Annotated in this window: 21 protein-coding genes; 10 read left to right on the top strand and 11 right to left on the bottom strand. The window is 65.0% G+C overall.

Going from position 1 to position 24183, the window contains the following annotated elements:
• Positions 1–2: 2 nt before the first annotated feature.
• The 5 genes from qhpC to fadB all read right to left on the bottom strand — a co-directional run bounded on the left by qhpC (position 3) and on the right by fadB (position 7039).
• Complete coding sequence (gene qhpC / locus IOC61_RS16125) at positions 3–356, bottom strand: quinohemoprotein amine dehydrogenase subunit gamma (RefSeq protein ID WP_195689755.1); 354 nt, start codon at positions 354–356, stop codon at positions 3–5.
• Positions 353–1774 (bottom strand): quinohemoprotein amine dehydrogenase maturation protein, encoded by a 1422-nt coding sequence (peaB, locus tag IOC61_RS16120; RefSeq protein WP_195689754.1) that lies wholly within the window; start codon positions 1772–1774, stop codon positions 353–355. Before peaB ends, qhpC begins: the two co-directional genes overlap by 4 nt.
• A gap of 10 nt (positions 1775–1784) precedes the next feature.
• A complete protein-coding gene (gene peaA, locus IOC61_RS16115; protein ID WP_229333228.1) occupies positions 1785–3350 on the bottom strand; it encodes a quinohemoprotein amine dehydrogenase subunit alpha in 1566 nt (521 codons plus the stop codon).
• A gap of 291 nt (positions 3351–3641) precedes the next feature.
• On the bottom strand, positions 3642–4820 hold the full coding sequence (fadA, locus tag IOC61_RS16110; protein ID WP_195689753.1) for an acetyl-CoA C-acyltransferase FadA: 1179 nt from the start codon (positions 4818–4820) through the stop codon (positions 3642–3644).
• Positions 4821–4849: 29 nt separating this feature from the next.
• Positions 4850–7039: a fatty acid oxidation complex subunit alpha FadB gene (gene fadB, locus IOC61_RS16105; protein WP_195689752.1), complete on the bottom strand. Its 2190-nt coding sequence runs from the start codon at positions 7037–7039 to the stop codon at positions 4850–4852.
• A 354-nt stretch (positions 7040–7393) separates the two neighbouring features.
• Here fadB and IOC61_RS16100 point away from each other — a divergent pair, with 354 nt between their 5' ends.
• Complete coding sequence (locus IOC61_RS16100; RefSeq protein WP_195689751.1) at positions 7394–8662, top strand: DUF5924 family protein; 1269 nt, start codon at positions 7394–7396, stop codon at positions 8660–8662.
• 73 nt (positions 8663–8735) lie between these two features.
• Positions 8736–9188 (top strand): transcriptional regulator SlyA, encoded by a 453-nt coding sequence (slyA, locus tag IOC61_RS16095; protein WP_195689750.1) that lies wholly within the window; start codon positions 8736–8738, stop codon positions 9186–9188.
• Here slyA and IOC61_RS16090 read toward each other — a convergent pair.
• Positions 9185–9706: a preprotein translocase subunit YajC gene (locus tag IOC61_RS16090; RefSeq protein ID WP_195689749.1), complete on the bottom strand. Its 522-nt coding sequence runs from the start codon at positions 9704–9706 to the stop codon at positions 9185–9187. The two genes, slyA and IOC61_RS16090, sit on opposite strands and share 4 nt — an antisense overlap.
• A 120-nt stretch (positions 9707–9826) precedes the next feature.
• Between IOC61_RS16090 and IOC61_RS16085 the strand changes: the two genes are divergently transcribed.
• Positions 9827–10282, top strand: a complete 456-nt coding sequence (locus tag IOC61_RS16085; protein WP_132045141.1) for a universal stress protein — start codon at positions 9827–9829, stop codon at positions 10280–10282.
• A gap of 80 nt (positions 10283–10362) precedes the next feature.
• Here IOC61_RS16085 and IOC61_RS16080 read toward each other — a convergent pair whose 3' ends face one another.
• A complete protein-coding gene (locus IOC61_RS16080) occupies positions 10363–12309 on the bottom strand; it encodes an ATP-binding cassette domain-containing protein (RefSeq protein ID WP_195689748.1) in 1947 nt (648 codons plus the stop codon).
• A gap of 123 nt (positions 12310–12432) precedes the next feature.
• Here IOC61_RS16080 and IOC61_RS16075 point away from each other — a divergent pair, with 123 nt between their 5' ends.
• Both IOC61_RS16075 and IOC61_RS16070 read left to right on the top strand, forming a co-directional pair.
• Positions 12433–13335: a TatD family hydrolase gene (locus IOC61_RS16075; protein ID WP_195689747.1), complete on the top strand. Its 903-nt coding sequence runs from the start codon at positions 12433–12435 to the stop codon at positions 13333–13335.
• 1 nt (position 13336) lies between these two features.
• Positions 13337–13840, top strand: coding sequence for a hypothetical protein (locus tag IOC61_RS16070; RefSeq protein ID WP_195689746.1), 504 nt, complete (start codon positions 13337–13339; stop codon positions 13838–13840).
• A 9-nt stretch (positions 13841–13849) separates the two neighbouring features.
• Here IOC61_RS16070 and IOC61_RS16065 read toward each other — a convergent pair whose 3' ends face one another.
• A complete protein-coding gene (locus tag IOC61_RS16065) occupies positions 13850–16015 on the bottom strand; it encodes a thiamine pyrophosphate-dependent enzyme (RefSeq protein WP_324254732.1) in 2166 nt (721 codons plus the stop codon).
• A 135-nt stretch (positions 16016–16150) separates the two neighbouring features.
• Entirely contained in the window at positions 16151–16714 is a 564-nt protein-coding gene (locus IOC61_RS16060; RefSeq protein WP_195689745.1) for an elongation factor P hydroxylase, read from the bottom strand.
• Between the two features lie 123 nt (positions 16715–16837).
• On the opposite strand from IOC61_RS16060, the gene IOC61_RS16055 reads away from it, so the two are divergent.
• The 3 genes from IOC61_RS16055 to IOC61_RS16045 all read left to right on the top strand — a co-directional run bounded on the left by IOC61_RS16055 (position 16838) and on the right by IOC61_RS16045 (position 20187).
• Entirely contained in the window at positions 16838–18274 is a 1437-nt protein-coding gene (locus tag IOC61_RS16055; protein ID WP_195689744.1) for an MATE family efflux transporter, read from the top strand.
• The gene (locus IOC61_RS16050; RefSeq protein WP_195689743.1) at positions 18246–19307 is read left to right on the top strand and encodes a DUF3080 family protein; all 1062 of its coding nucleotides are present in this window, start codon (positions 18246–18248) and stop codon (positions 19305–19307) included. The genes IOC61_RS16055 and IOC61_RS16050 overlap by 29 nt, the downstream gene beginning before the upstream one ends.
• Before the next feature lie 148 nt (positions 19308–19455).
• Positions 19456–20187: a hypothetical protein gene (locus IOC61_RS16045; RefSeq protein WP_195689742.1), complete on the top strand. Its 732-nt coding sequence runs from the start codon at positions 19456–19458 to the stop codon at positions 20185–20187.
• Here IOC61_RS16045 and tusA read toward each other — a convergent pair.
• Positions 20184–20423 (bottom strand): sulfurtransferase TusA, encoded by a 240-nt coding sequence (gene tusA, locus IOC61_RS16040; RefSeq protein WP_132045155.1) that lies wholly within the window; start codon positions 20421–20423, stop codon positions 20184–20186. The genes IOC61_RS16045 and tusA overlap by 4 nt on opposite strands.
• A 75-nt stretch (positions 20424–20498) precedes the next feature.
• Between tusA and IOC61_RS16035 the strand changes: the two genes are divergently transcribed.
• The gene (locus IOC61_RS16035; RefSeq protein WP_132045157.1) at positions 20499–20789 is read left to right on the top strand and encodes an antibiotic biosynthesis monooxygenase family protein; all 291 of its coding nucleotides are present in this window, start codon (positions 20499–20501) and stop codon (positions 20787–20789) included.
• A 3-nt stretch (positions 20790–20792) separates the two neighbouring features.
• Here IOC61_RS16035 and rlmM read toward each other — a convergent pair whose 3' ends face one another.
• Entirely contained in the window at positions 20793–21872 is a 1080-nt protein-coding gene (gene rlmM, locus IOC61_RS16030; RefSeq protein WP_195689741.1) for a 23S rRNA (cytidine(2498)-2'-O)-methyltransferase RlmM, read from the bottom strand.
• Positions 21873–22218: 346 nt separating this feature from the next.
• Between rlmM and gdhA the strand changes: the two genes are divergently transcribed.
• A complete protein-coding gene (gene gdhA / locus IOC61_RS16025; protein WP_195689740.1) occupies positions 22219–23571 on the top strand; it encodes an NADP-specific glutamate dehydrogenase in 1353 nt (450 codons plus the stop codon).
• The last annotated feature ends 612 nt before the right edge of the window (positions 23572–24183 follow it).

Genomic DNA, 24183 nt, shown 5'->3' with positions numbered 1-24183 from the left:
CATCACTTCTCCCCCCCCGGGTAGACACTGTCGAGCTTGCGCCAGTCATCCTCGGCCCGCTCTGCCCCTTCACCCCAATCGGGGTAGGTATTCATGGTGTCCGGCACCTGGGCAGGCCACCAGCAGGGGTCGGCACAGCCGTAGAGATCCGCCTCCATGGGCTGGCACAGCGAGGCGACACCGCCGAAGGGATCTACCTCCCAGCCTGGGTCGAAGCTGGAGGTACAGCCGGCGATGGTCTGCATGGCCTGAACCTCTTCCAGGGCTTCGGGACTCGAGGCTCGTTCCATCTCGCGGGCCTTCCGGTTGAGCGGGGCCAGCCCCAGCTCACTGAAACGTTTCTTGTTATGGGTCATGCGCTCTGCCTCCCGGCCAGGGGGCCGTCCAGAAAGTCGGGGTTATGTCGCAAGATGCGGGCATAGGCCTGGATGCCGAAATCGACCCAGTCGCGCATTAGGTCACAGTAATGGTAGGTGGGTGTCATGGGATCACCATAGCGGGCGTAGCTCTCGTGGTAACAGCCACCGGAACAGAGGTTGCGAATCCGGCAATCAGCACAGCCTCGCTCGCTGCGGTCGGACCGCGCCTCGATAAACTGCTTGAGCCCCGAATGATCGAGGCCGTCATCGACATTTCCGAAGGTTGGCATGTCAGAGCCGGTAAAGCGGTGGCAGAGGTGGACATCCCCCTGGTGATCCACCGAGACCAGCCCAAGGCCAGCGCCACAGGGTACTGCCTTGCTGCGCCCCTCCCAGAGGTCGGTAAGCAACTGGTTGAAGTTGCCGAAGCCGATATCGCGCCCGTCGATGGCAGCCGACACGGCACGCTCGCCGAGTTCTACCATGCCGTCAAAGACCGTCTTGAGCTCTTCGCTGGTAAGGTTGTAGGCGGCCATGTCCCCGGAGGTGACCGGCGCAAACCCCGCCTCGGCGAACCCCAGCTCGTTGACCAGATGGTCATGGATACCGATCACATCGGTCACCCCACGAGTCAGAGTGACCCGGGCCCCCACTGGCCGCGAGCGGTAATTGGCCAGCAATGGCGCGATACGCTTGGCCACCAGGTCATAGGTTCCCTGCCCATTGACGGCGATGCGGTTCTTGTCATGAATCGCCTTGGGGCCATCCATGCTCACCGTCAGGCCGAAACGGTGCGCGTCGAAGAAGGCGATCTTTTCCTCGGATAGCAAGGTGGCATTGGTGGTCAAGGTGAAGTCCACTGTCTTGCCAAGCCCATGGATCCGTGCCTCGGCCCACTCGACCACCTGGCGGATTAGTGGCATGTTGCTGAGTGGTTCGCCGCCGAAGAAGACGATGTTATAACGATCCCGCTGTGGGGCCTCACGCAGCACCATTTCGATGGACGCCTGTGCAGTGGCCAGGTCCATCTTCTTGCCATCCCGAGGATTGTCCAGATCTTCCTTGTAGCAGTAGCTGCAGCTCAGGTTGCAGCCGGTATTGACGTTAAGCACCACGGTGGAGAGGGGGAATTGCTCCACCTCGACCGTGGGATTGTAGGCCTGAACGACCCCACCGGTGATAAGCTTCAGCGACTTGAGCTGCTCCAGTCGCGCCTCGATATCACCACCCAGAGCCTTCAGGTGATGGGGTAGAGCCTGGCTGTCCAACCCTTCGCCACGACTGGCCAGCGCCAGTAGCTCCTCGCTGAGGTCGTCCGGGGCGAAAAGACTGGTGGTGGGGATATGGAACCAGAGCGGCTCGCCTTCCACTTCCACGCGATGCAGGTTCTGGGGTATCGCTTGCAAGATTCCCATGGTGCTCTCCTTAACGAAGCGGTGGGTTGTTCCAGCGCTGCACGGTAACGATCAGCTGCGCCTCGTCCTGAATCTCAGGCTGGCCCTCCACCGCTGCGGTCACGCGTAGGTTGCCCACACTATTGGCGTTGTACTGGCGCTGGGGATTGGGACCCGCACCAGCGGGACTGAAGACGCCAGTCGCCGCATCCATCACGCCGGCGAACTTCACATCTTCGTCACGCTCAGCGATGTCGTCCCAGGGCGCGACATCCCAGCGCACGGGCACTTGTCCCAAGGGGAGCGTCTCATCACCCATCTGGGTATAACCGGCGGCGGTAAACACACCACTGACTGGCGGCGTCTTGTCGTTGCCGATACGCGCCACCCCAAGCGCAGGACTCACCTCCAAGCGGTCAACCTGCCGATAGCCGGCCAAGAGCGCGTCGGCGCTGCTCTCACCTACCGTCACCGGCAACCAGCCGGTGGGGAGCTGGCTACCGGCCTCGACGTCCACCACCAGGCGATGCGCGCTGCGCTCCACCACCCTTCGCAGGGTTACATGCTCACCCAGGTCGATCTCGCCCTTGTCCAGCCCATGGCCCAATAACACCAGGCGACGACGCTCGCCTGCCTTGAGTGAGGCGGGCAGGCTAGCAACCAGATTGGCCGCCTGGGCCTCCTGAGGCAGCATGGTGACCTGCATGCCCAGGGCATCATCAAGATCGTCAAAGATGCGCCCACCAGGATGCTCCCGGGAAAGGTCCAGCACCTGCTTGAAGTCGCGGCCGTTAAGGGTCAGGCGAGCGCGCCATTCATAACCGGTATAGACGACCGCCTGACCGTCACCGTCGAGTCTTCGCCCATCGGTGAAGGCACCATCCAGTGCAACCCTGTAGGCATCCTCGCCTTCAGCAGGGACCACACTGACATCAGCGTAGAAGTCGCCCTCGCCGGGCCAGTGACCCCAGAGCTGCCACTCACCCTCCGGTTCATGGGGCTCGGCCTGCTGCCAAGCCTCCCAGGCTTCGCTCGTCAGCCCCTGAGTTTCCGCCAGCCAGGGGACGATCTCGTCCAAAGCGACGCCAAACCAGTCACGATCTCGTGCCATGGACTGGTATTCCGTGGTCTGAAACTGGCCTATGTGAAAGTTAACCAGATGCTCCCACTCGCCTTGGGAGCGCCGCTGTAGTTGAGCGCGGCCTCCCGTATGACATCGTGCACACATCTCCTGATAAATGGGGTGGTCAAATGACTCGATGCGGTTGAGGCGCCGCTCGATCAGGGCACGCTGCGCTTCACTCTCCTCTGGGGCTAGCCCCCGAGTGTCGGCCAGGTACTTAACAATATCGCGACGTGCATCGTTCGGCAGTTCAAGCCCATGCATGACCTGCATCCGCGCCACCGTCATGTCCCAACCCTCGGGCGTCTTACGCTGCTGACTGATTCGACTCCAGGAGCCTGACTCGTCGCTGGCCTGATGACAGCCCGAGCAATATTGGTCAATCAGTGACTGATCGGAGGCTACCGCAGTAGCAGCAGCAAGAGGGGTAAGCGTCAGGGCCAAAACACTTAGGCCTTGCGCTGGGGATAGCATCATCAAGGCAGTCTCTCCTGTTTATTATTGTCGCCAAGTTATCGAGGGGGGGGAGACGAATCGACTCCTCCTGAGAAGATCATGAAAGAGTCAGGCCATTAATAAACTTCTACTTTAAAATCAGTTAATTAAAAAGAGCATGTTCCGTCACAAGTCTCTTCCATCTCCCTGGGACTGGCCGACGATGTTTCAGCCTGCCACAGAGTGTGGCGCATTGGGACAGTGCCAACCTATAAACGAAGCGGCGGCGCCCTCGGGGCGCCGCCGCTGCTTTCTGCATCGAGCCGGTGCTTACTTCAGGCGTTCGAACACCGTCGCCACGCCCTGCCCCATGCCGATACACATGGTGGCCAGACCCAGGGTGGTATCGCGCTCGCGCATCACGTTGAGCAGGGTGGTGCAGATACGCGCACCGGAGCAGCCCAGCGGATGACCCAGGGCGATGGCGCCACCATGCAGGTTGACCTTCTCGTCCATGACATCGCGCAGGCCCAGGTCCTTGAGCACCGGCAGCGCCTGGGCGGCGAAGGCCTCGTTGAGCTCCACGGTGTCGAGATCATCGACACCGAGGCCGGCGGCCTTGAGCGCCTGCTTGGAGGCCGGCACCGGAGCATAGCCCATGATGGAGGCATCGCAGCCGGCCACGCCGGTGGAGAGCACCCGGGCGATGGGCTCGAGACCCAGCGCCTGGGCCCGCTCGTAGCTCATCACCGCCATGCCCGAGGCACCCACCGAGAGCGCCGAGGAGGTACCCGCGGTCACGGTGCCGCCGCGCGGGTCGAAGGCCGGCTTGAGTTCGGCCATCTTCTCCAGGCTGGCATCGGCACGGATCACTTCATCCTGCTTGATCATGGCGCGGAAGCCGTTGGCATCGTGCCCCTCCACGCCGATGATCTCGTTGTCGAATCCACCTTTCTCCAGGGCGGCCTGGGCACGCTGGTGGGAGCGTACGCCGAAGGCGTCCTGATCTTCCCGGGAGATGCCGTGCATCTTGCCCAGCAGCTCGGCGGTAAGGCCCATCATCATCGCCGCCTTGGCGGCATGCTTGCTGGCCGCCGGATTGACGTCGACGCCGTGGGTCATGGGCACATGCTCCATGTGCTCCACGCCCCCGATCACATAGAAGTCGCCCATGCCGGCCTTGATATTGGCCGTGGCGATATGCAGCGCGCTCATCGAGGAGCCACACAGGCGGTTGACCGTCTGGGCCGGTACGGTGCGCGGAATGCCGGTCATGATCGCCGCATTGCGGGCGATGTTCATGGCCTGCTCCAGGGTCTGGTTGACGCACCCCCAGATCACGTCATCCACTTCGGCCGGATCGAGGCCCGGATTGCGGTCGAACAGCGACTGTATGACGGCGGCGGACAGGTTCTCGGCCCGCACGTGACGGAAGGCGCCGTTCTTGGCCTTGGCCATGGCGGTACGCACACAGTCGACCACCACGATATCTCTCGGATTCAAACTCATCTCTTGCGACTCCTGTAGGGGTGGTGGGGTCAGGCCTGGTCCGGGGCCTGGACCTGAGTGTCGTAGAAGCGCTCGCCGGCAGCCGCCATCTCGCGCAGCTTGTCGGTGGGGACATAGAGGGCGCCCAGCTCCCCGGCCAGCTCGTCGGCCAGTGCGACGAAGGCCTCCACTCCCATGGCATCGATATAGCGCAGCGCGCCACCGCGGAAGGGCGGAAAGCCGATACCGTAGATCAGCGCCATATCGGCCTCGGCCGGACTGCCGACGATGTTATCCTCCAGGCAGCGCACGGCCTCCAGGCAGAGCGGCACCATCATCCGGGCGATGATGTCGTCGTCGCTGAATTCGCGACTCTCCTTGACCACCCCCTTGACCAGCTCGATGGCCGCCTCGTCGCGCACCTTCTTCGGCTTGCCCTTGCGATCCTCCTCGTAGGCGTAGAACCCCTTGGCGTTCTTCTGCCCCAGGCGATCGTTCTCGTACATCAGCTGAATGGCGCTGCTTTCGCCCTCGCCCCCCAGGCTGCCCATGCGCTCGGGGAAGCCCTTGGCCATGACCTCGCCGGCATGCACCGCGGTGTCCATGCCCACCACATCGAGCAGGTAGGCGGGCCCCATGGGCCAGCCGAACTTCTCCATCACCTTGTCGACCCGGGCGAAGTCGGCGCCCTGTTCCATCAGCAGGCTGAAGCCGCCGAAATAGGGGAAGAGCACCCGGTTGACCAGAAAGCCCGGGCAATCATTGACCACGATCGGCGTCTTGCCCATGGCACGGGCATAGGCCACGGTCGCCGCCACCGCGGCGTCACTGGTCTTCTCGCCGCGAATCACCTCAACCAGCGGCATGCGATGCACCGGGTTGAAGAAGTGCATGCCGCAGAAGTTCTCGGGACGCTTGAGATTGGCCGCCAGACGGTCGATGGAGATCGTGGAGGTGTTGGAGGCGAGGATGGTCTCCTCGCCGACCTCACCCTCTACCTCGGTAAGGACCGCATCCTTGACCTTGGGGTTCTCGACCACCGCCTCGACCACCAGATCGACGTGCCCGAAGTCACCGTAGGAGAGGGTCGGGCGAATGTTGCTGAGCCTCTGGGCCATCTTCTCGGTGGAGAGCTTGCCACGCTCGACCTGCTTGGCGAACAGCTTGCGGGCCTCCTTGAGCCCCAGCTCGATGGCGTCGTCCTTGATATCCTTCATCAGGATGGGGGTGCCCTTGGAGGCACTCTGGTAGGCGATGCCACCGCCCATGATGCCGGCACCCAGCACCGCGGCCTGCTTCACCGGACGCGCCGCCTTCTCGTAGCGACTGCCCTTCTTCTTGACGACCTGGTCGTTCATGAACAGGCCGACCAGGTTGAAGGCCACATCGGTCATCGCCAGCTTGGCGAAGGCCTTGGCCTCGATGACCTGAGCCCGGCTGCGCTCCTCACCGGCGCCCTTCTGGATCACCTTGATCGCCTCGATCGGCGCCGGGTAGTGCGGGCCCGCCTTGCCGGCCACGTACCCCTTGGCGGTCTCGAAGGCCATCATCTGTTCGATGGGGCCGAGCTTGAGGGGCTGCTGTTTCTCCGCACGGCGGGCACGGTAGTCCAGCTCCCCGGCAATGGCGCGGGCCAGGATATCGCGGGCGGCGGCCTCCAGCTGCTCGGCCGGCACCACGGCATCCACGGCACCCATCTTCAGGGCAGCGTCGGCCCGGTTCTGGGTCCCGCCGGCGATCCATTCGATGGCATTGTCGGCACCGATCAGGCGCGGCAGGCGCACGCAGCCGCCCCACCCCGGGAGGATGCCGAGCTTGGTCTCGGGCAGGCCGATCTGGGCGGATTCACTCATCACCCGGAAGTCGGTGGTCAGCAGCACCTCGCAGCCGCCGCCCAGCGCCAGGCCATTGATGGCGGTGACGGTAGGAAAGGGAAGATCCTCGATGGCGTTGAAGATGCCGTGCACCCGCATCAGCATCGACTCCAGGAAGTCACCGCCCTTGCCAAACATGGCCTGGAACTCGGTGATATCGGCGCCGACGATAAAGGCCTCCTTGGCACTGGTGAGCAGCAGGCCCGCCAGGCCGGTCTCGCCCTGCAGCGCCTTGACCGCCTCCTCCAGCTCGGTGACCACCGCACTGGAGAGCTTGTTGACCGACTCATCCTCGAGATCGAAGGTCAGCGTGGCGATATCGTCATCGCCGCGTACCACCCCGATGGCATTACCCTGATAGATCATTCCGCGAACCTCCCGATTTCATACGGACGTTTGAATGCCCACAGCTTGGTTCAGCCTGGCGCACACGTCAAGTCTCTTCCCCGGTGACTCAGAGCTATTTCAGATAGCAGTACCGCTCAAGGCTATTCCGGCGACAGGCCTACGAGGGGGCGCTACCAGTACTTCCTTGTAGGCTACCTCGGCCATCCCTGGTCCTCGGACCCCCTCTCCACCCTGTCCCCGACGCCTTGCGCTATCAGGCTGGTGCCATCTGCGATAGCCCTGCTCGCTGACTCAGAAGCATGGCAGCCAGGCCAGCCAGCAATGCTGCTAGGATAGCGGGCTTACCGAGTCGTAAGTCCAACCGAGACAACCATGCCCACCCCACACGATACGCCATCCGCCAGCCGCATCACTCGCCTGCAGGCCCGCGCCGAAGGGGTGGTGAGACGACTGCGGCCCTGGAGCTGGCTATGGCCGCCCATCGCTTTCGCCGCGGGACTCGGCAGCTTCTTCCTGGCAGAGCGCCAGCCGTGGCTCGGTGCGCTGCTGGCGCTGGGGATGCTCGCCGCCTGGCTGCTGCTGCTCTCCGAAAGCGTGATCGGCCGCCTTCTGGCACGCCGCGGCTACCCCACTCTGGCCCAGGGGGCGACCCAGTTCATCGCCCAGATGATCCACCAGGAGACACTCTTCTTCTGCCTGCCCTTTCTGCTGGCGACCACGGTATGGAGCAGCGGCCAGGCCCTGTTCACCCTGCTGGTGATCGCCATGGCGCTGTTCTCGATTATCGACCCGCTCTACTACCGGGTCGCCGAGCGGTTACGCTGGCTCTACTTCGCTTTCCACGCCCAGTGCGTCTTTGTGGTGGTGCTGGTCACCCTGCCCACCCTGCTCCATCTGACCACCTACCAGAGCCTGCTGCTGGCGATTGCCGCCATGCTGCTGTTCAGCCTGCCGAGCCTGCTGCATCTCACCGCCAACCAGAGCGGTCGACGCTGGCTGATGGCGCTCACCCTGCTGCTGCCCCTGGCCGGCGCCGCCTGGCTGGGCCGGATCTGGGTACCGCCGGCCAGCCTGTGGATCACCGCCACGGCGCTCTCGCCTGGCTTCGACGCGGCCGCCCGCTCACCGGAGGGTGAACTTCGCCTCACCCCCGAGGCGCTGAGCGGCCAGGGACTGTTCGCCTTTACGGCCATCCGCGCCCCGCGTGGCCTGCGGGAGGAGATTCGTCATGTATGGCGCCACGAGGGTGAAGAGGTCGACCGCATACCGCTGGTGATCGAAGGGGGGCGCAAGGCGGGGTATCGGGCCTGGAGCCATAAGCAGAACTTCCCCGAGGTGACCGCGGGGCAGTGGCGCATCGATGTGATGACCGAGGGCGGTCAACGCATCGGGGTGATCCGCTTTCGGGTCGCCGACGGGCAGGGCGCGACCCTGGCCGATGGTCGCCTGCGTCGACCGGCGGGCCTGCCGGGGCTTTCCTGGCAGCCCCCGGTCCCAGGCGGTGGCGAGCCCATCGCCGAGGAGACGCCCCCACAGGAGGCCAATCCCACACCGCAGCGCCCTGACCGGAACACCGAGAAGGAGGATGGCACCGTGGGGGCCGGAAACCCGGCACCAAACAGTGAGTGGAAAAGCGAATGATAAGCCCGCTTGCAATCCACGCAGGGGGTTCCGACAATTCGAGAATACTTCCTGAACCGAAGGCCCTTTGCCCATGCATGAGAATATCGGGTTCCAGCTCAGCCGGTTGCCTCGCTTATGGCGCGCGGTCATCGATGAGCGTCTCGCGCCCCTGGGGCTGACCCAGACTCGCTGGGTTACCCTCTATCATCTGTGGCGGCTCGGCGACGGCCAGCCCCAGTGCGACCTGGCCCGCGCCATCGGCGTGGAGGCCCCCTCTCTGGTACGCACCCTGGACCAGCTCTCCGACCAGGGCCTGGTGGAGCGTCGCCCCTGTGAGCAGGACCGCCGCACCAAGCGCGTGTTTCTTACCCCAGCCGCCACCCCACTGCTCGAGCGCATCGACGATGTGGTACGCGAGGCTCGCAACGAGATGTTTGCCGGCCTCGACCAGGACGACATCGCCACTCTGGCCGAGCTGCTGTCACGCATCGAGGACAACGGCCTGGCCCTGCAATCGCGTGGCGAGGCCACGGCAGAAGACTAGAACGCGGGCGGCCCCGACACTTGCCGATCATCGGGTCGGCCCGCCAGGCCGTCTCGCAGGGCCTCGAAGTCCTCCAGATAGGTCGAGAAGCGCGCAAAGCCCTGGGACTCCTGCCACCACAGGGTCAGGGCGTCGGCCCCGGACTCCACGACCAGGGCGTCCTGAGGCAGCCGCTCAAGCAGTCGCTTGAGCCTGGCCTCCAACGCCTCGGGCAGGGGGCGCAGTGGCTCCTTGCGCCAGCGCCAGTCATGCGCGAAGGGCTTGAGCGCCTCGGCCGCGTGCGAGTCCCGCACCAGCATGAAGTCCGGCCCCGGCTGCCGTGGTGGGTAGGGCCAGCGATAGGCCGGCATCAGAGTCTTTTCGCCATGCAGGGGCGGCACCCGCAGGGTTACCTTGAGGCCCGTCTGCATGGCAGCATTGCGCAGTGAGCCCACCCGCTTCTGGCGTGGATTGGGCTTGAGCCATATCACCGGTGATATCACCAGCATCATGGTCAGCAGGATAATCAGCCAGATCATTGGCGCCTCTCCCCTCGAGTTAATGCGAAATGGTTGATATAGATCGTTGTCTTGCCGCGCCTGCCGGCCTAGAGTGAAGGCATACGATTCACCGAGAGACACCCGTCGAGGAGACGTCCCATGAGCAACGAATATCGTCACGTCCTGGTCGCCGTCGACCTGACCAAGGATTCCCACAGGGTGCTTGAGCGTGCGCATCAGATTGCCGACCGCAACCATGCCCGGCTCTCGATCATGCATACCCTCGAGCCGCTCGGCTTCGCCTATGGCGGCGATATCCCCATGGACCTGACCAGCATCCAGGACCAGCTCGATGAGCATGCCAAGCAGCGGCTGGCCGAGATCGCCGACAGCCATGTGGCCAAGGAGGATCAGCACGTGCTGGTGGGCATGCCCGACACCGAGATCCACCGCTTCGCCGAGGAGAATGATGTCGACCTGATTGTGGTCGGGTCCCATGGCCGCCATGGCTTCGCCCTGCTGCTGGGCTCGACCTCTACCGGCGTGCTCCACGGGGCCCAGTGCGACGTCCTCGCCGTGCGCGTCGGCAAGAAGGGGGAAGAGAGCGCGGAATAATCCCCTCGCCTCCTTCCTGACAAGGCGCCCTCCGGGGCGCCTTTTTCATGGCTCCTCGCTCACGCCTCTTCGTTCATGGTTCATGCCTCTCCGGCGGCCATCGCCTCCAGCTCCATCCAGCGCTCCATGGCCGCATCGAGCTCGGCCTGACGCGCCGCGAGGGCCTCCAGGGTGGCGGTCACCTCACTGGCCTCCTGCTGATAGAAGGCCGGGTCGCCCACCCGGGTCTCGAACTCGGCGACCTCTCCCTCCAGCCGCTCGATCTCCGCCGGCAGCCCATCGAGTTCACGCTGCAACTTGTAGGAGAGCTTGACCGGTTTCTTCGCGGTAGCGCTCGCCGACGACTCGCCCGTGGAGGAGGCCTTCCTCTCCGGCTCCGCCGCGGGCGCCTCCGCCACCGGCTCGGCATGCTGGCGCGCCGCCCCTTCCCAGGGGGCCGGCGGCAGGCTGCCCCCCTGACGCACCCAGTCGCTGTAGCCGCCCACATACTCACGCACCCGCCCCTCGCCCTCGAAGGCCAGCACGCTGGTGACGACGTTGTCCATGAAGGCGCGATCGTGGGAAACCAGCAACAGGGTGCCATCGAAGCTGAGCAGCAACTCCTCGAGCAGCTCCAGGGTTTCCACATCCAGGTCGTTGGTCGGTTCGTCCAGCACCAGCACGTTGGCCGGCTGGGTGAACAGCTTGGCCAGCAGCAGGCGATTGGACTCACCGCCGGAGAGCGCCTTGACCGGCTGGCGCACTCGCTCCGGCGTGAACAGGAAGTCCTGCAGGTAGCTCATCACATGGCGGTCGCGGCCGCCCACGGAGATGCGGTCGCTGCCCTGGGCCACGTTGTCGTAGACCGTCTTCTCCGGCTCCAGTCCGGCGCGCAGCTGGTCGAAGTAGGCCACCTGCAGCTTGGTACCGAACTGCACCTTGCCTTCGCTCGGCTCCAGCTCGCCGAGCAGGATCTTGAGCAGCGTCGTCTTGCCGGCGCCATTGCGGCCGATAAAGCCGATACGATCGCCACGCTGCACCTCGAGGGAGAGATCGCGAATCACCGTCTCGTCGGCGAAGTGCTGGCTGACATGCTCGAGGCTCACCACCCGCTTGCCGCTGCGCTCGCCGCTGTCGACGGAGAGTGAGGCCTTGCCCTGGCGATCGCGACGCTCGCTACGCTCCCGGCGCAGCTGCTCCAGTGCCCTGACCCGCCCCTCATTGCGGGTGCGGCGCGCCTTGATCCCCTGGCGAATCCAGGCCTCCTCCTGGGCGAGCTTCTTGTCGAACTCGGCGTTCTCTCGAGCCTCCACCTCCAGCTCGTGGTTCTTCTGCGCCTGATAGGCGGCGTAGTCCCCGGGGTAGCGCCCCAGGCGACCGCGATCCAGCTCCAGGATCGAGGTGGCCAGCTTCGACAGGAAGGCGCGGTCGTGGGTGATGAACAGCACGGCCCCCCTGAAGTCCAGCAGCTGCTCTTCCAGCCAGGCGATGGTGTCGAGGTCGAGGTGGTTGGTGGGCTCATCGAGCAGCAACAGGTCAGGCTCCGCCACCAGCGCTCTTGCCAGCGCCACACGGCGACGCCAGCCACCGGAGAGCGATGCCATCTCGGCCTCGCCGGGAAGGCCGAGGCGAGTCAGCACCACATCGATGCGCTGGTGGAAGGACCAGCCATCGATGGCCTCCAGCCGCGTCTGCAGCTCGGACATGCGGCGCATGTCCGGCTCCTCCTCGTGAATCAGATGGTGGTATTCGGAGAGCAGCTCGCCGGCCTCGGGCAGGCCACCGGCCACCATATCGAAGATCGTCTGGCCGGAGGCCTCGGGAAGTTCCTGGGCCAGCACACCGATCTTGAGCCCGGGAGCACGCCAGATGCTGCCGCCATCGGGCAGGATCTCGCCGGCCACAAGGCGCAGCAGCGTCGACTTGCCGGTGCCGTTGCGCCCCACCAGGGCCAGGCGCTCGCCCTTCTCCAGCACCAGATCGGCGCCATCGAGAAGCACATGGGTACCATAGGCCAGTTGCAGCTGTTCCAGACGTAGCAGGGTCACGCGGGGTCCTCCTCGATCGACAGGGCGCCCAGTGTAACGCAAGCGCGCCCCGACGTGGCCGCAGCATCCAGCCGACGGGTAGAATAGTGGCCTTTGCCGACCCTCACGCACAGGAGCCAAGGCGTGTCCGACACCCTCGACGACTTCCTGCCCGAGACGCTGCGCTTCACCGCGCCCGCGCCCCTGGTGGATATCGGTGCCAACCTCACCCATGACAGCTTTGCCCGGGACCTCCCGGCCGTGCTGCGCCGTGCACAGGCGGCCAACGTCACCACGCTGATTCTTACCGGCACCGACCGCGAACATGCCGAACAGGCCATCACCATAGCGCGCCAGCACGCCGGCAAGGGCCTGGCGCTGCATGCCACCGCCGGGGTGCATCCCCATGACGCCAGCCGCTGGGACGCCGGCCTCGCGACCGCCATGGGCGAACTGCATCGCCAGCCCGAGGTAGTGGCGGTGGGTGAGTGCGGCCTCGACTTCAATCGCAACTTCTCCACTCCCGCCGAACAGGAGCGGGCCCTCGAGGCTCAGCTGGAGCTGGCGGCGGAGAACGGCAAGCCGCTATTTCTTCACGAGCGCGATGCCGGCCAGCGCATGCGCGAGATACTGCATGCCTGGCGAGACGAGATCACCGATGCCGTGGTGCACTGCTTTACCGCCGACCGCGCGACGCTGTTCGGCTATCTCGACCTGGACCTGCATATCGGCCTGACCGGCTGGCTATGCGACGAGCGCCGCGGCCACCATCTTCGGGAGCTGGTCACGGAGATTCCTTCGAGGCGGCTGATGCTCGAGACCGACTGCCCCTACCTGCTGCCACGCAACTTACCTGCCAAACTCAAGGGCAGACGTCACGAACCGGCCCTGCTGCCCTGGATCCTGCGTGAGATTGCCCACTGGCGTGGCGAATCCGAAGCCGAGCTGGCAACCGCCACCACCGCTACCGCCCGGCGTTTCTTCCGGCTGACCGCGGACGCCGCCGGCGAGACAGGCCGCGACGACACGACACATGAGGACTCCTGACATGCCACCCAATGGCACAGACAACTCGATCCCCGGCTTTATCGCCGTGGAGACCGGCGATGCGGGCGGCCTGCCGCTGGCAATCGCCTGGACGCTGGCCGACGGCCGTATCAAGCACACCCTGATCCAGCCCGATGATGAGTGGCTGGAGGCCGAGCTGGTATCACTCGGTGGCTACAGCCTCGAGGAGCTCGGCAGCATGGGGGTCAGCCCGCTGGACGTGATCCGCGAGCTGGAGGGGGATCATTTCAATGCCACCCTCTACACCGCCGGCGTCGGCGACGATGAGGCGGCCCTCTCGCAGCTCTTCGACACCTATGGCCTCGACCCCTTCGTCGAGCTGGCCCCCGCCGACAGCCTGTATGATGACCTCGCCCCCGGCGACTGGTCGCGTGCCCGGGGCGAGCTGTTTGGCGAACTGGGCCTGGAGCCGCTGCGTCCCGAGCATGAGGTGGAGGTGATGCTGCACCTGCATCAACGCCTCAACGGCGGCGACGCTGGCTGACGCGCCCAGCTATCGCGCCAGCAGCGCCCGTGCATGCTCCACGATGCCTTCAACCGAAGGCAGAGTGATGGTGGCGGCCCGTGCCAGCGGAATGAAGCTGTCCTCGGCGGTGAGGCGTGCCAGACGCTCGCCGGGCAGCCCGCGCTCGACCAGGGCAGTCACTAGCTCCTCGCTCACCGACCCGGAACGGCGACACTCGTCGACGATCAGCACCCGCGCGCAGTCGGCCACCGTCGCGAAGAGGGCGTCGTGATCGATGGCGGTGAGCCAGCGGAGATCGATGATGCGCAGGGCGATGCCCTCGGCCTGAAGCCGCGCGGCCGCCTGACGGGAAAGATGGACGCCGTTGCCGTAGGTAACGATGGCAAGCTCGTTACCGTCACCCCAGCGGCCGAACTCCCCGGGCGCCAGGCGGTGCTCCGCTCCCGGGTCGGGAAAGCACCAGCCGCCATCCCCCTCCTCCAGCAGATCGCGGCGGTGATAGAGAGCGATCGGTTCGATCATGATCACCACCCGCTGCTCCTCGTCGGCCAGGCGCACCGCCTCCTGAAGCAGCCCCACGGCATCGGCGCCGTTGGCGGGGCAGGCCACCAAGAGGCCGGGGATATCACGCAGCACGGCGATGGCGTTGTCGTTGTGGAAGTGGCCGCCGAAACCCTTCTGGTAACCCAGCCCGGCGATACGCACCACCATGGGATTGGTGTACTGGCCGCTGGAGAAGAAGCTCAGGGTGGCCGCCTCGCCGCGTAGCTGATCCTCGGCGTTGTGCAGGTAGGCCAGGAACTGGATCTCGAGAATCGGTACCAGGCCGCTCTGCCCCATGCCGATGCCCAGCCCGAGTATGCTCTGCTCATCGAGCAGGGTATCGATCACCCGATGCCCCCCGAAGCGCGCCTGCAGCTTCTGGGTCACCCCGTAGACGCCCCCCTTCTGGCCGATATCCTCGCCGGCCAGCACCAGATGGGAATAGCGGGTCATCAGCCGGTCGAGTGCCTGATTGAGCCGTCGAGCCAGGGTGTCGGATGTCGTGCTGACCTCGCCACGCCAAGGCTGAGCGCGTCCGGGCCGCGGCGGTGGCACGATGCTGGCCATCACCTGCGATGCCTGCTCCAGGCGCGGGCGACACACCGCCTCCTCGGCCAGTCGCGCCACCCGCTCGCGCACCCGATGATAGAGAGCGGCGACCGCCTCCCGGTCGAGTCCCGCGTGACGGCGCAGCAGCCCGGCGCCGATCAGCAGCGGGTCGCGGGCTTCATCGGTCTCGATGCGCGACGCTGGCAGATAGGCCTGCTGGGCATCGGAGCCGGCATGACCGAACAGACGCACACAGCGCATGTGCAGAAACACTGGCTGGCGTCGGCTGCGAGCGATGCGTTCCGCCTCGCGGGCCACACGCCAGGTATCGAGCAGATCGAGGCCGTCGCAGGCCAGATAGTGGACCCCCGGGCGTGCGGCCATGCAGGCCGCCACCCAACCCTTCGGCGTGGGCGTGGAAATACCGATGCCGTTGTCCTCGCATAGCCAGATCAGCGGCATCGGCACAGCCTGGAAGGCGGACCAGGCGGCGGCGTTGAAGGCACCCTGGGCAGTCGAGTGGTTGAAGGAGGCGTCGCCGAAGCTGCACAGCACCACGCTGTCGCTGGGCCACTCGCCGCCACCGCCCAGCCGTCGCCACAGCCCCAGAGAGTAGGCCGCCCCCATGGCCTTGGGCAGGTGTGAGGCGATGGTGCTGGTCTGAGGAGGGACGCACAGCGCCCTGGAGCCAAGTACCTTGTGGCGGCCACCGGAGATCGGGTCCTCGGCGGAGGCCGCAAAGCTCAGCAGCATATCCCACAGTGGCGTCTGCCCCGGCACCCTGCGGGCCCGCTGAAGAAAGAAGGCCGCATCGCGATAGTGGAGAAAGGCGGGATCGGTGGGGCGAAGCGCCAGGGCGACGGCAGCATTGCCCTCGTGGCCGGCGCTGCCGATCGTGTAGAAGGCCTCACCGCGAGCCTGCAGACGCCGTGCCTGGAGATCCAGATGACGGCTCATCAGCTGCGACTCGAACAGCTCGATCAGCGCGTCAGGGGCGAGCCCCACGGCGCCTGGCGTCAGGGACTGATCGGCGGCGGGCCAGTCGTCCTGGGCCAGCGCATCGAGAAAGCGCTGCTCCTGGGGTAGCGGGTCGGGAAACACGGCGGCACCTCGCGGCGTTGATGACTCCCCCTAGCCTAGCCTGCTCTCCAGACGAGGTGGTTGGAGCGACCGCCGGGGTCCGACAAGGATGCTGCCCTTGGGTTCACATCGCCGCTGCCGAGAGTGGTGCACCATTCAGGCCGGCTGAGGCGTGGCGGCAAGCCTGGCGCGACCGGCCGCCACCGCCTCGGACAGCGGCAGGCCCTGATCATAGAAGGTGGCCAGGGTGCGGCGCCACGCGTCTGCCCGCGATGGCAGCCCTTCACGCTCGTAGCGTCGCGCACGCGCCTCGACCTTGGCGTGGAAGGCCTCACGGTCCACTTCGGCATCGCCATCGAGGTTGTCGACGCTGACATGGAAGCGCAGGCCACAGGCCCGCGAGAAGAGCAGCTCTAGCGCCTGGGGCCCGACCTCCACGGCCTCGAAGTCACGCTGCTGGGCGTCATCACGCCCATCGGGCAGATACCAGTAGCCGTAGTCCTCGAGCTGGCGGCGCTTCGCCCCGGCGATGCACCAGTGGCTGATCTCGTGCAATGCGCTGGTAAAGAAGCCGCGGGCGAAGATCACCCGGTGCCAGGGCGAGTCGGCGTCGGCAGGCAGATAGAGGGGGTCATCGCCACCCCGCACCAGACGCGTCCGGTAGGTCTCCTGAAACAGGCCATCGAACAGGGCGATGATATCCTCTAGGCGGTGTGTCACGCGGCCTCCATGATCGTGGTTGAGGCCCTAGTATACCGCCCGCCAGACGGGCAAAGAATGCCCGGCCTTGCTAGCATTGCTGCTCCTACCCGACTGCATGGAGCGCATGTCTTGAGCCGCCCGATGGCCACCTTTTTCGAAACCGCTCGCCGTGAGACTCGCCCACTGCTGGCGCTGGCCCTGCCGATCTGTGGCGCCCAGCTGGCTCAGGCCGGCATGAGCGTGGCCGATGTGATGATGACCGGTCGACTGAGCGCCACCGATCTGGCGGCGGTGTCGGTGGGCTCCAGCCTGTGGCTGCCACTGATGCTGTTCATGACCGGCACCCTGATGGGGCTCACCCCCATCGTCGCCCAGCTGCTAGGGGGAGAACGTATCGCCGAGATAACGCCCAACGTGCATCAGGGGCTATGGGTGGCGCTGGTGCTTGGTGCTCTGTCCGCCGGGCTGCTGTGGTTTGCGGTGGGCCCGATCTTCACCCTGATGGAGGTGCCCGAGGCAGTCGCCGAACGCTCGCGCAGCTATCTTCTTGCGGTGGCCTTCGGAATGCCCGGAGCCGCGCTCTTCCAGGCCCTGCGCGCCTTCTCCGACGGCATGAACCATACCCGTCCCTCGCTATGGATCAGCCTGGCGGGGCTGGCCGTCAATGTGCCAAGCAACTTCGTGCTGATCTACGGCGGCGAGGGGCTGACCACCCTGATGGGGCCCTGGCTGCCGCACTGGCTTCAGGCGCTGCCGGCGCTTGGCGCCCTGGGCTGCGGGATCGCCACGGCGCTTTCGCTATGGACCATGTGCCTCTGCATGGGGCTCTATACGCGCCACTCGCGTGCCTACGGCAAGGTCTCGCTATGGCACAAAGCCAGCCTTCCGCGTTGGCGACTGATCGGCGAACTACTGTACGTGGGGCTGCCCATCGGTGTGGCGATCTTCGTCGAGGTCACGCTGTTCACGCTGATCGCCCTGTTCATCGCCAGCCTCGGCGAGATCACCGTGGCGGCTCATCAGGTGGCTCTCAACTACACCTCCATCCTGTTCATGCTGCCGCTCTCGCTGAGCATGGCCCTGACGGTGCGGGTCGGTAATGTGCTGGGGCAGCAGCGCTATGGCTACGCACGCCGGGTCGCCTGGCATGGCATCATCCTCTGCCTGGCCGTGGCCCTGATCAACGGCCTGCTGTTGCGGTTCACCGCCGAACCGGTGATCGGGCTCTACACGCAGGATCAGGAAGTGGCCTCTCTGGCCCTGTCGCTGGTCCTGCTGGCCATGGTCTACCAGCTCTCCGACTCGCTACAGGTCAATCTCGGCGGCGCACTGCGCGGCTACAAGGATACACGTATCATCATGGTGATCACGCTGACCTCCTACTGGCTGGTGGGCATGGCCGGCGGCCACTGGCTGGGCACCCGCGGCATACCCGGTCTCGTGGCGCCGCTCGGCGTCCATGGCTACTGGATCGGCCTGATCGGAGGGCTCACCGTCGCGGCCATCCTGCTCGGTGAGCGACTGAGACGAATCAGCAAGGCGGTGGCCCATGGCGAACGCGATCCGCTTCATCCCTGACCCTATGTGCCGTGGCATCGTGGCCATCGTGCTTACCCTGGTGCTGGCAGGCTGCGACACCAACGGTGCCAGCGATCGGCTGCTCCACGACTATCAGCGAACCCTTGCCGAGCGCCTCGACCTCACACCTCCCGAGAACGCCGAGCCACGCAATATCGGTGCCTTCCCCAGGCTGCGCGAACGTCGTGTCCCCGTTCCCGACACTCGCGAGGGCCTGCTCGACATCTTTGCCCTGCGTGAATGCCATATCACCACCCTGGTCGCCCAGCGCAACAGCACCCTGGGACTCGTGGCCCCCGCCAGCCAGCGCTGGCAGTACGAACTCGAACTGTGGCAACGCCTCACGGCATGCCTGTCGAGCGAGGTGGTCGAAGGGCTGGCCGCGGATGATCTCGCCAGACTCGAGCAGCTTACCGCCACCAAGCGTCGACAGCTGCCACAAGCGAGCTGGAATGGGCTCTTCGGTTCCGAGGAGTGGGCGCAGAGCTTCTCTCGCGTCAGCTCCCCACTGCCCCCGGATGACCTGACGCCTCCGAGTGAGCAGCTAACCGCCCTCGAGTATCTTCACGCCTTGAGTCATGCGCCGCTGGAAACCTCTCCGCAACCGGCCGACCCCGAGGCACTCGAGAGACACCTGCAGGCGCTCAACGACCGCCCCTACACGGCACAGCTGCTGCGCACCCTGCTGCTCGCCGAACAGCGCGTTGCGGAAGCCAATACCCTGCTCGACCGGGCGCTCGCCACCCCCGGACACTGCCCGCCGGAAGGCTTCTCTGCCGACCCGCGGCAGACACCCGAGGCACGACGACTCGCCGACTGGCTGACGACGCTGGATGGTGCCGCCGAGGCGTGGCTCACCCGCCTCCTGCCGCTCTTCGATAGCCTTGAGGCGCCGCCGGAAGCGGTGCAGGCCTATCGCCAGGCGTGGCTCTCTCGGCAAAATTCCAGGGCGCCATTGCCGAGTTTCCATCAGACCCTGCAGGCCCATCTTGAGCGGCGCGAGTCGCTCGCCTCACGCTGCCCCGAGGCATGACCGTTAGCGGCCCCGTGATGCAGGGCTTAACCTATGATCGGGTCTATGCTATTGGTGGTGCCTGAGTGACGCAGAGCGCTTCCGCACCGGCCCGGGGCGATCGCCGCCCGGCCTGGATCCGTGATCAAGCAGCACCTGGAGGGACACCATGGGAACCCAGATGTCACCCCGCACTGCCCGGGTCATCGACCTGGATGCCAGGCGCCAGCGTCAGCAGGCCAGACGCCGCCTGGTCCGATTGGCGCCGGAGCTTGATGGACTCGAGATGGTGTATCGCCTCGACGCCAGCCCCGACACCCTGTATGGCATGCCACTGCTGGCCTGGGGACTACGCGAGGATGGTGAAGTGGTGGGCCTGGTGGCGTGGATGGAGTCACTGACACCCTGCCAACGCCTGGACGATGACGAGCATGGCCGCTTCATAGGCTACCGGGACCCCGAGACCGAGGAGCTGTTCGATAGCGCTCCGGAGCACAAGGTGATGGAGCTGGAGCAAGCCGCCAGCTACTTCGACTACGAGGAGACCGAGCAGGTCACCCTGATCCAGCAGCTACCCGAACTGCAGGGCACCCACGCCCTGTGCATGGACGACGGCGAGGCCCCCTGGCAGCTCAAGCAGGTATGCGGCTGGCGACTCTACAGCGACGGCACGGTCGAGGCGCTGCTCGCCGATGAGCGTCATGTGGAGCAGACTCCGATCGTGCTCGGCGATGCCTGCCTCTATCCCGTGCATAGCCGCCATCGCCGGGTCTACTTCTTTCAGCGTCAGATCGCCAATCGGATTCGTCAGGAGGACCCGGCGACCCTGGAGGCGCTGGCCCTGATGGTGGTGCCGGAGGACATCCCAGCCACGCCGGCGGCGCAGAGGGGACAGGATTAGCCTAAACGGATAAAGTAGAGATAGCTGTCTCCCTGCTGCTGCTGATGGACCAGCTCATGCCCCAGAAACTGGCAGAACTTGGGCACATCGCGGGTGGTCGCCGGGTCGCTGGCGACCACCTTGAGCACCTCGCCGGTCTGCATGTCGCGGACCTTGTTGTGCATCAGCATGATCGGCTCAGGACAGTAGAGCCCGGTGGTATCGAGTTCGGCCTGAAAGTCGTGTTTCTCCGCCATCGAGAACCTCCTGGTGACAATTGAAGATCGCTGTAAAGGCATTAGGTGCTAAAGAAATCAGTCGGAGCCTGCAAGATGATCAAGATCATTATCGAACGCCGTATCATGCCCGGCCTCGAGGAAGAGTACGAGGCGGCCGCCCGCGAGGCCATGCGAGTGTCGCTGGGTGCCAAGGGCTTCGTGGGTGGTGAGAGCCTCGTGGAGCAGGGGCACAGCGACCGGCGTCTGATGATCACCAAGTGGCGTGACCTGCGTGCCTGGAAGGAGTGGTACACCAGCGAGACCCGCACTCAGGTGATGCAGCGCCTGCTGCCACTGCTCACCGAGGAAGAGCGGATCCGCATCTACGAACCCACCACGCACTGACGCTTACCCTTTCAGTCTCACATGCACCGTCACCTCTTCACGATCGTGATAGAGGTGGCGGCAGGCAATCTCGGCCTCGACCCTGGCCGCCTCCAGCGCCTCGGCAAGCCGACGCAGACAGGCATCCACCTCCGGCCAGCGCTGCTTCATTGGCAGCTTGAGGTTGAAGACCGCCTCCCGGCACCAGCGTCGAACCAGCCAGCGCTCCACCATCGCCTCCACCCGTGAGGGCTTGTCGACGATATCGCAGACCAGCCAGTCGAGACGGTACGGAGGCTCCCAGGTAAAGCCGTCCGCATGCAGGTGCTCCACCTGCCCGGTGGCCATCAGCGCCTTGTCCATCGGGCCATTGTCGATCGCATAGACATGCATGCCCCGCTGCACCAGCTGCCAGGTCCAGCCGCCTGGTGCCGCTCCGAGGTCAGCCGCCTGCATGCCCTCGCCGAGTCGTTCGTCCCACTCTCCCCGCGGCACAAATTCATGCCACGCCTCCTCCAGCTTGAGAGTGGAGCGACTGGGCGCCGACTTGGGAAAACGCAGACGACGGATGCCTCCCGGCAGCTCGCTGCGATTCCCCGGAAAGCTCATCCCCAGCTGGACCCGGTCACCGGCACTCCACAGCAGATGCAGGCGCCTGCCGCCCGCCTTGCGACGCAGCGCCTTGCGCTTTTTCAGAAGCGAGCTCAACGGCCGCTCCAGCGCCTTGGCAAGCCCTGCCAGCGCCTTGCCATCGTTGGTATCCGGAGTCTCCTGCCAGAGGCTCTCGAAACTCCAGCCGCTGGCCGCCACCTGATCGACGATCGGTGTCAGTCGATCGTCCCGCGACAGCGTCAGCGGCGGCAGCGCCACCAGGCTCTGCCGGGCGAAGACCAGTCCGCCCAGCGGCAGGTCACGATGCAGGCCATTGGCGACCTCTCCCTCGGGGAGCAGGAACCTCACGAAGCCCGCGTCCCGTGTAAAGTCGGCCTGCCCTGCCCTGCCAAGCGAAGCGGCCTTGTCGGAAAGCTCGGCAGCCAGGTCGTGCTCGAAGCCCGGGCGGCAGTAGCAGAGAAGCTCCACCGGATATGTTGTCGTCTTCTCCATGCCGTCTCTTCCTTACCGTTACAGCACCTCGTGAACCCAACCTGCTGCCGGGGCACCGGCGGCAGAGCACCTTAGCACCGCACCACGCACAGGGAAAGCCGGCACGACCGCCGCAATCCCTCGTCCAGAACAACTCGCGGCGCAGTGGGCGCTGGAGTCCTATCCAGCACCGAGCACCGGTGATGACGACAACCAGGGAGCAGCCTGCACCACCACCGCACACAGAGTGCGCATGACCCATACATTTGCTGCATAATGGTGCATTGCTATATAGTCGTTACCGTGAAAAACACTTTCAGATTGGCCCGCCGCGGCCGGCCCATTCACCTTCCATCAGGATACGACGATGCCCTACGTTCATGAGACACTGGAAAATCTCCGCAAGAGCAGTCCCGCCCAGACCGAGTTCTACCAGGCCGCGGAGGAGGTACTGGAGTGCCTGCGCCCACTCTTCAAGCGCAGCCCCCACTATCATGACCACAGCATCATCGAGCGTATCGTCGAGCCAGAACGTCAAATCATGTTCCGCATCTGCTGGACCGATGACGAGGGCCGCGTCCAGGTCAACAAGGGGTATCGCATCCAGTTCAATTCGGCCCTGGGGCCCTACAAGGGCGGGCTGCGCTTCCACCCCAGCGTCACGTCCGGCATCATCAAGTTCCTCGGCTTCGAGCAGATCTTCAAGAATGCCCTGACCGGCCTGCCCATCGGCGGTGGCAAGGGTGGCTCGGACTTCGACCCCAAGGGCAAGTCCGATGGCGAGATAATGCGTTTCTGTCAGGCCTTCATGTCCGAGCTGTATCGCCATATCGGGCCCCATACCGACGTCCCCGCCGGTGATATCGGGGTCGGTGCTCGTGAGATCGGCTATCTCTACGGCCAGTACAAGCGCCTCACCGGCCGTTATGAAGGCGTGCTGACCGGCAAGGGGCTGGACTGGGGCGGCTCCATCGGCCGCAAGGAAGCCACCGGCTACGGCGCGGTCTACTTCGCCCAGAACATGCTGGAAGCCCGCGGTCAGACCCTGGAAGGCAAGACCTGCTTGGTCTCGGGAGCCGGCAACGTGGCGATCTACACCATCGAGAAGCTATACGAGCTGGGCGCCAAGCCGGTGACCTGCACCGACTCACGCGGCACGCTGCATGATGCCCGCGGCATCGACCTCGACCTGCTCAAGCAGCTCAAGGAGGTCACCCGCGCTTCGCTGGAGACCTATCTGGAGCAGCACCCCGAGGCAACCTATATCCCTGTCGGTGAGTATCCCGAGGACGGTCATGCGGTCTGGCGCATCAAGGCCGACGCCGCCTTCCCCTGTGCAACACAGAACGAGCTTACCGCCGCCGATGCAGAGGTCCTGGTCAGCAACGGTGTAAACTGCATCAGTGAAGGCGCCAACATGCCCTCCTCCGCCGATGCCGTGGATCGCTTTCTCGAGGCGAAGATCGCCTATGGTCCCGGCAAGGCCGCCAATGCAGGCGGCGTCGCGACCAGCCAGCTGGAGATGGCCCAGAACAACAGCATGGAACAGTGGCCGCTGGAAAAGGTCGACGTGAAGCTCAAGGAGATCATGGCCAATATTCATCGGCAATGCGCCGATACCGCCGAGGAGTTCGGCGAGCCTACCAACCTGGTGCTGGGTGCCAATATCGCCGGCTTCCGCAAGGTCGCCGACGCCATGATTGACCAGGGCGTTGTCTGACCACGCATTGATCACGCACCTTCCTGCAAGTGCGCCACGCAAAAGCCCGGACCAGCAGGTCCGGGCTTTTGCGTGTCTCGCCGAGCGCCGAGTTTGTCGGCGCCCGTTGATGCCTTAAACGTAGGGAAGATACCCACGGCGAGCCTGTGCCGCGAACTGGGCTTCAGCCAGCTTGATCATTCCATGCCAGAGCCCACGCAGAGCAGGCTTCACGACGCTACGTGAAGTGCCGCTACGGTCCCAGATGGTAGGGAAAGCTACTGCCGACTTGCTCATATCATGAACCTCACGGTTGGTGACCTTTGAGATGATTATACCTTTGTCTAACGACTAAAGTCTATTCACTTCCCTCCTCTACCCCCCCAGGCTCCCTGAAAAGGCAGGCAGCAAACGCAAAAAGCCCCGAGCTCATGCTGAGTTCGGGGCTTTTTCAATGAGTGATAGTCGATATTAGGTCCGGCGTTCCAGGTTCCAGACCCCGGCGGCCGGCACTCCAGGACGCTGCAGGGGCAGGTCCCTGCCATGAAAAAACCCCGAGCAACTGAATGCCCGGGGTTTCTCGGTATAAGTGCCTGACGATGACTTGGCCGGCACTCCGGGACTCTCCATGGG

The organism is Halomonas sp. KAO (assembly GCF_015595025.1).
In the GTDB taxonomy this organism is placed as follows: Bacteria; Pseudomonadota; Gammaproteobacteria; order Pseudomonadales; family Halomonadaceae; genus Halomonas.
Note: the sequence above shows the minus strand (reverse complement) of the source record. Positions and strands in the feature narration are given on the sequence as shown.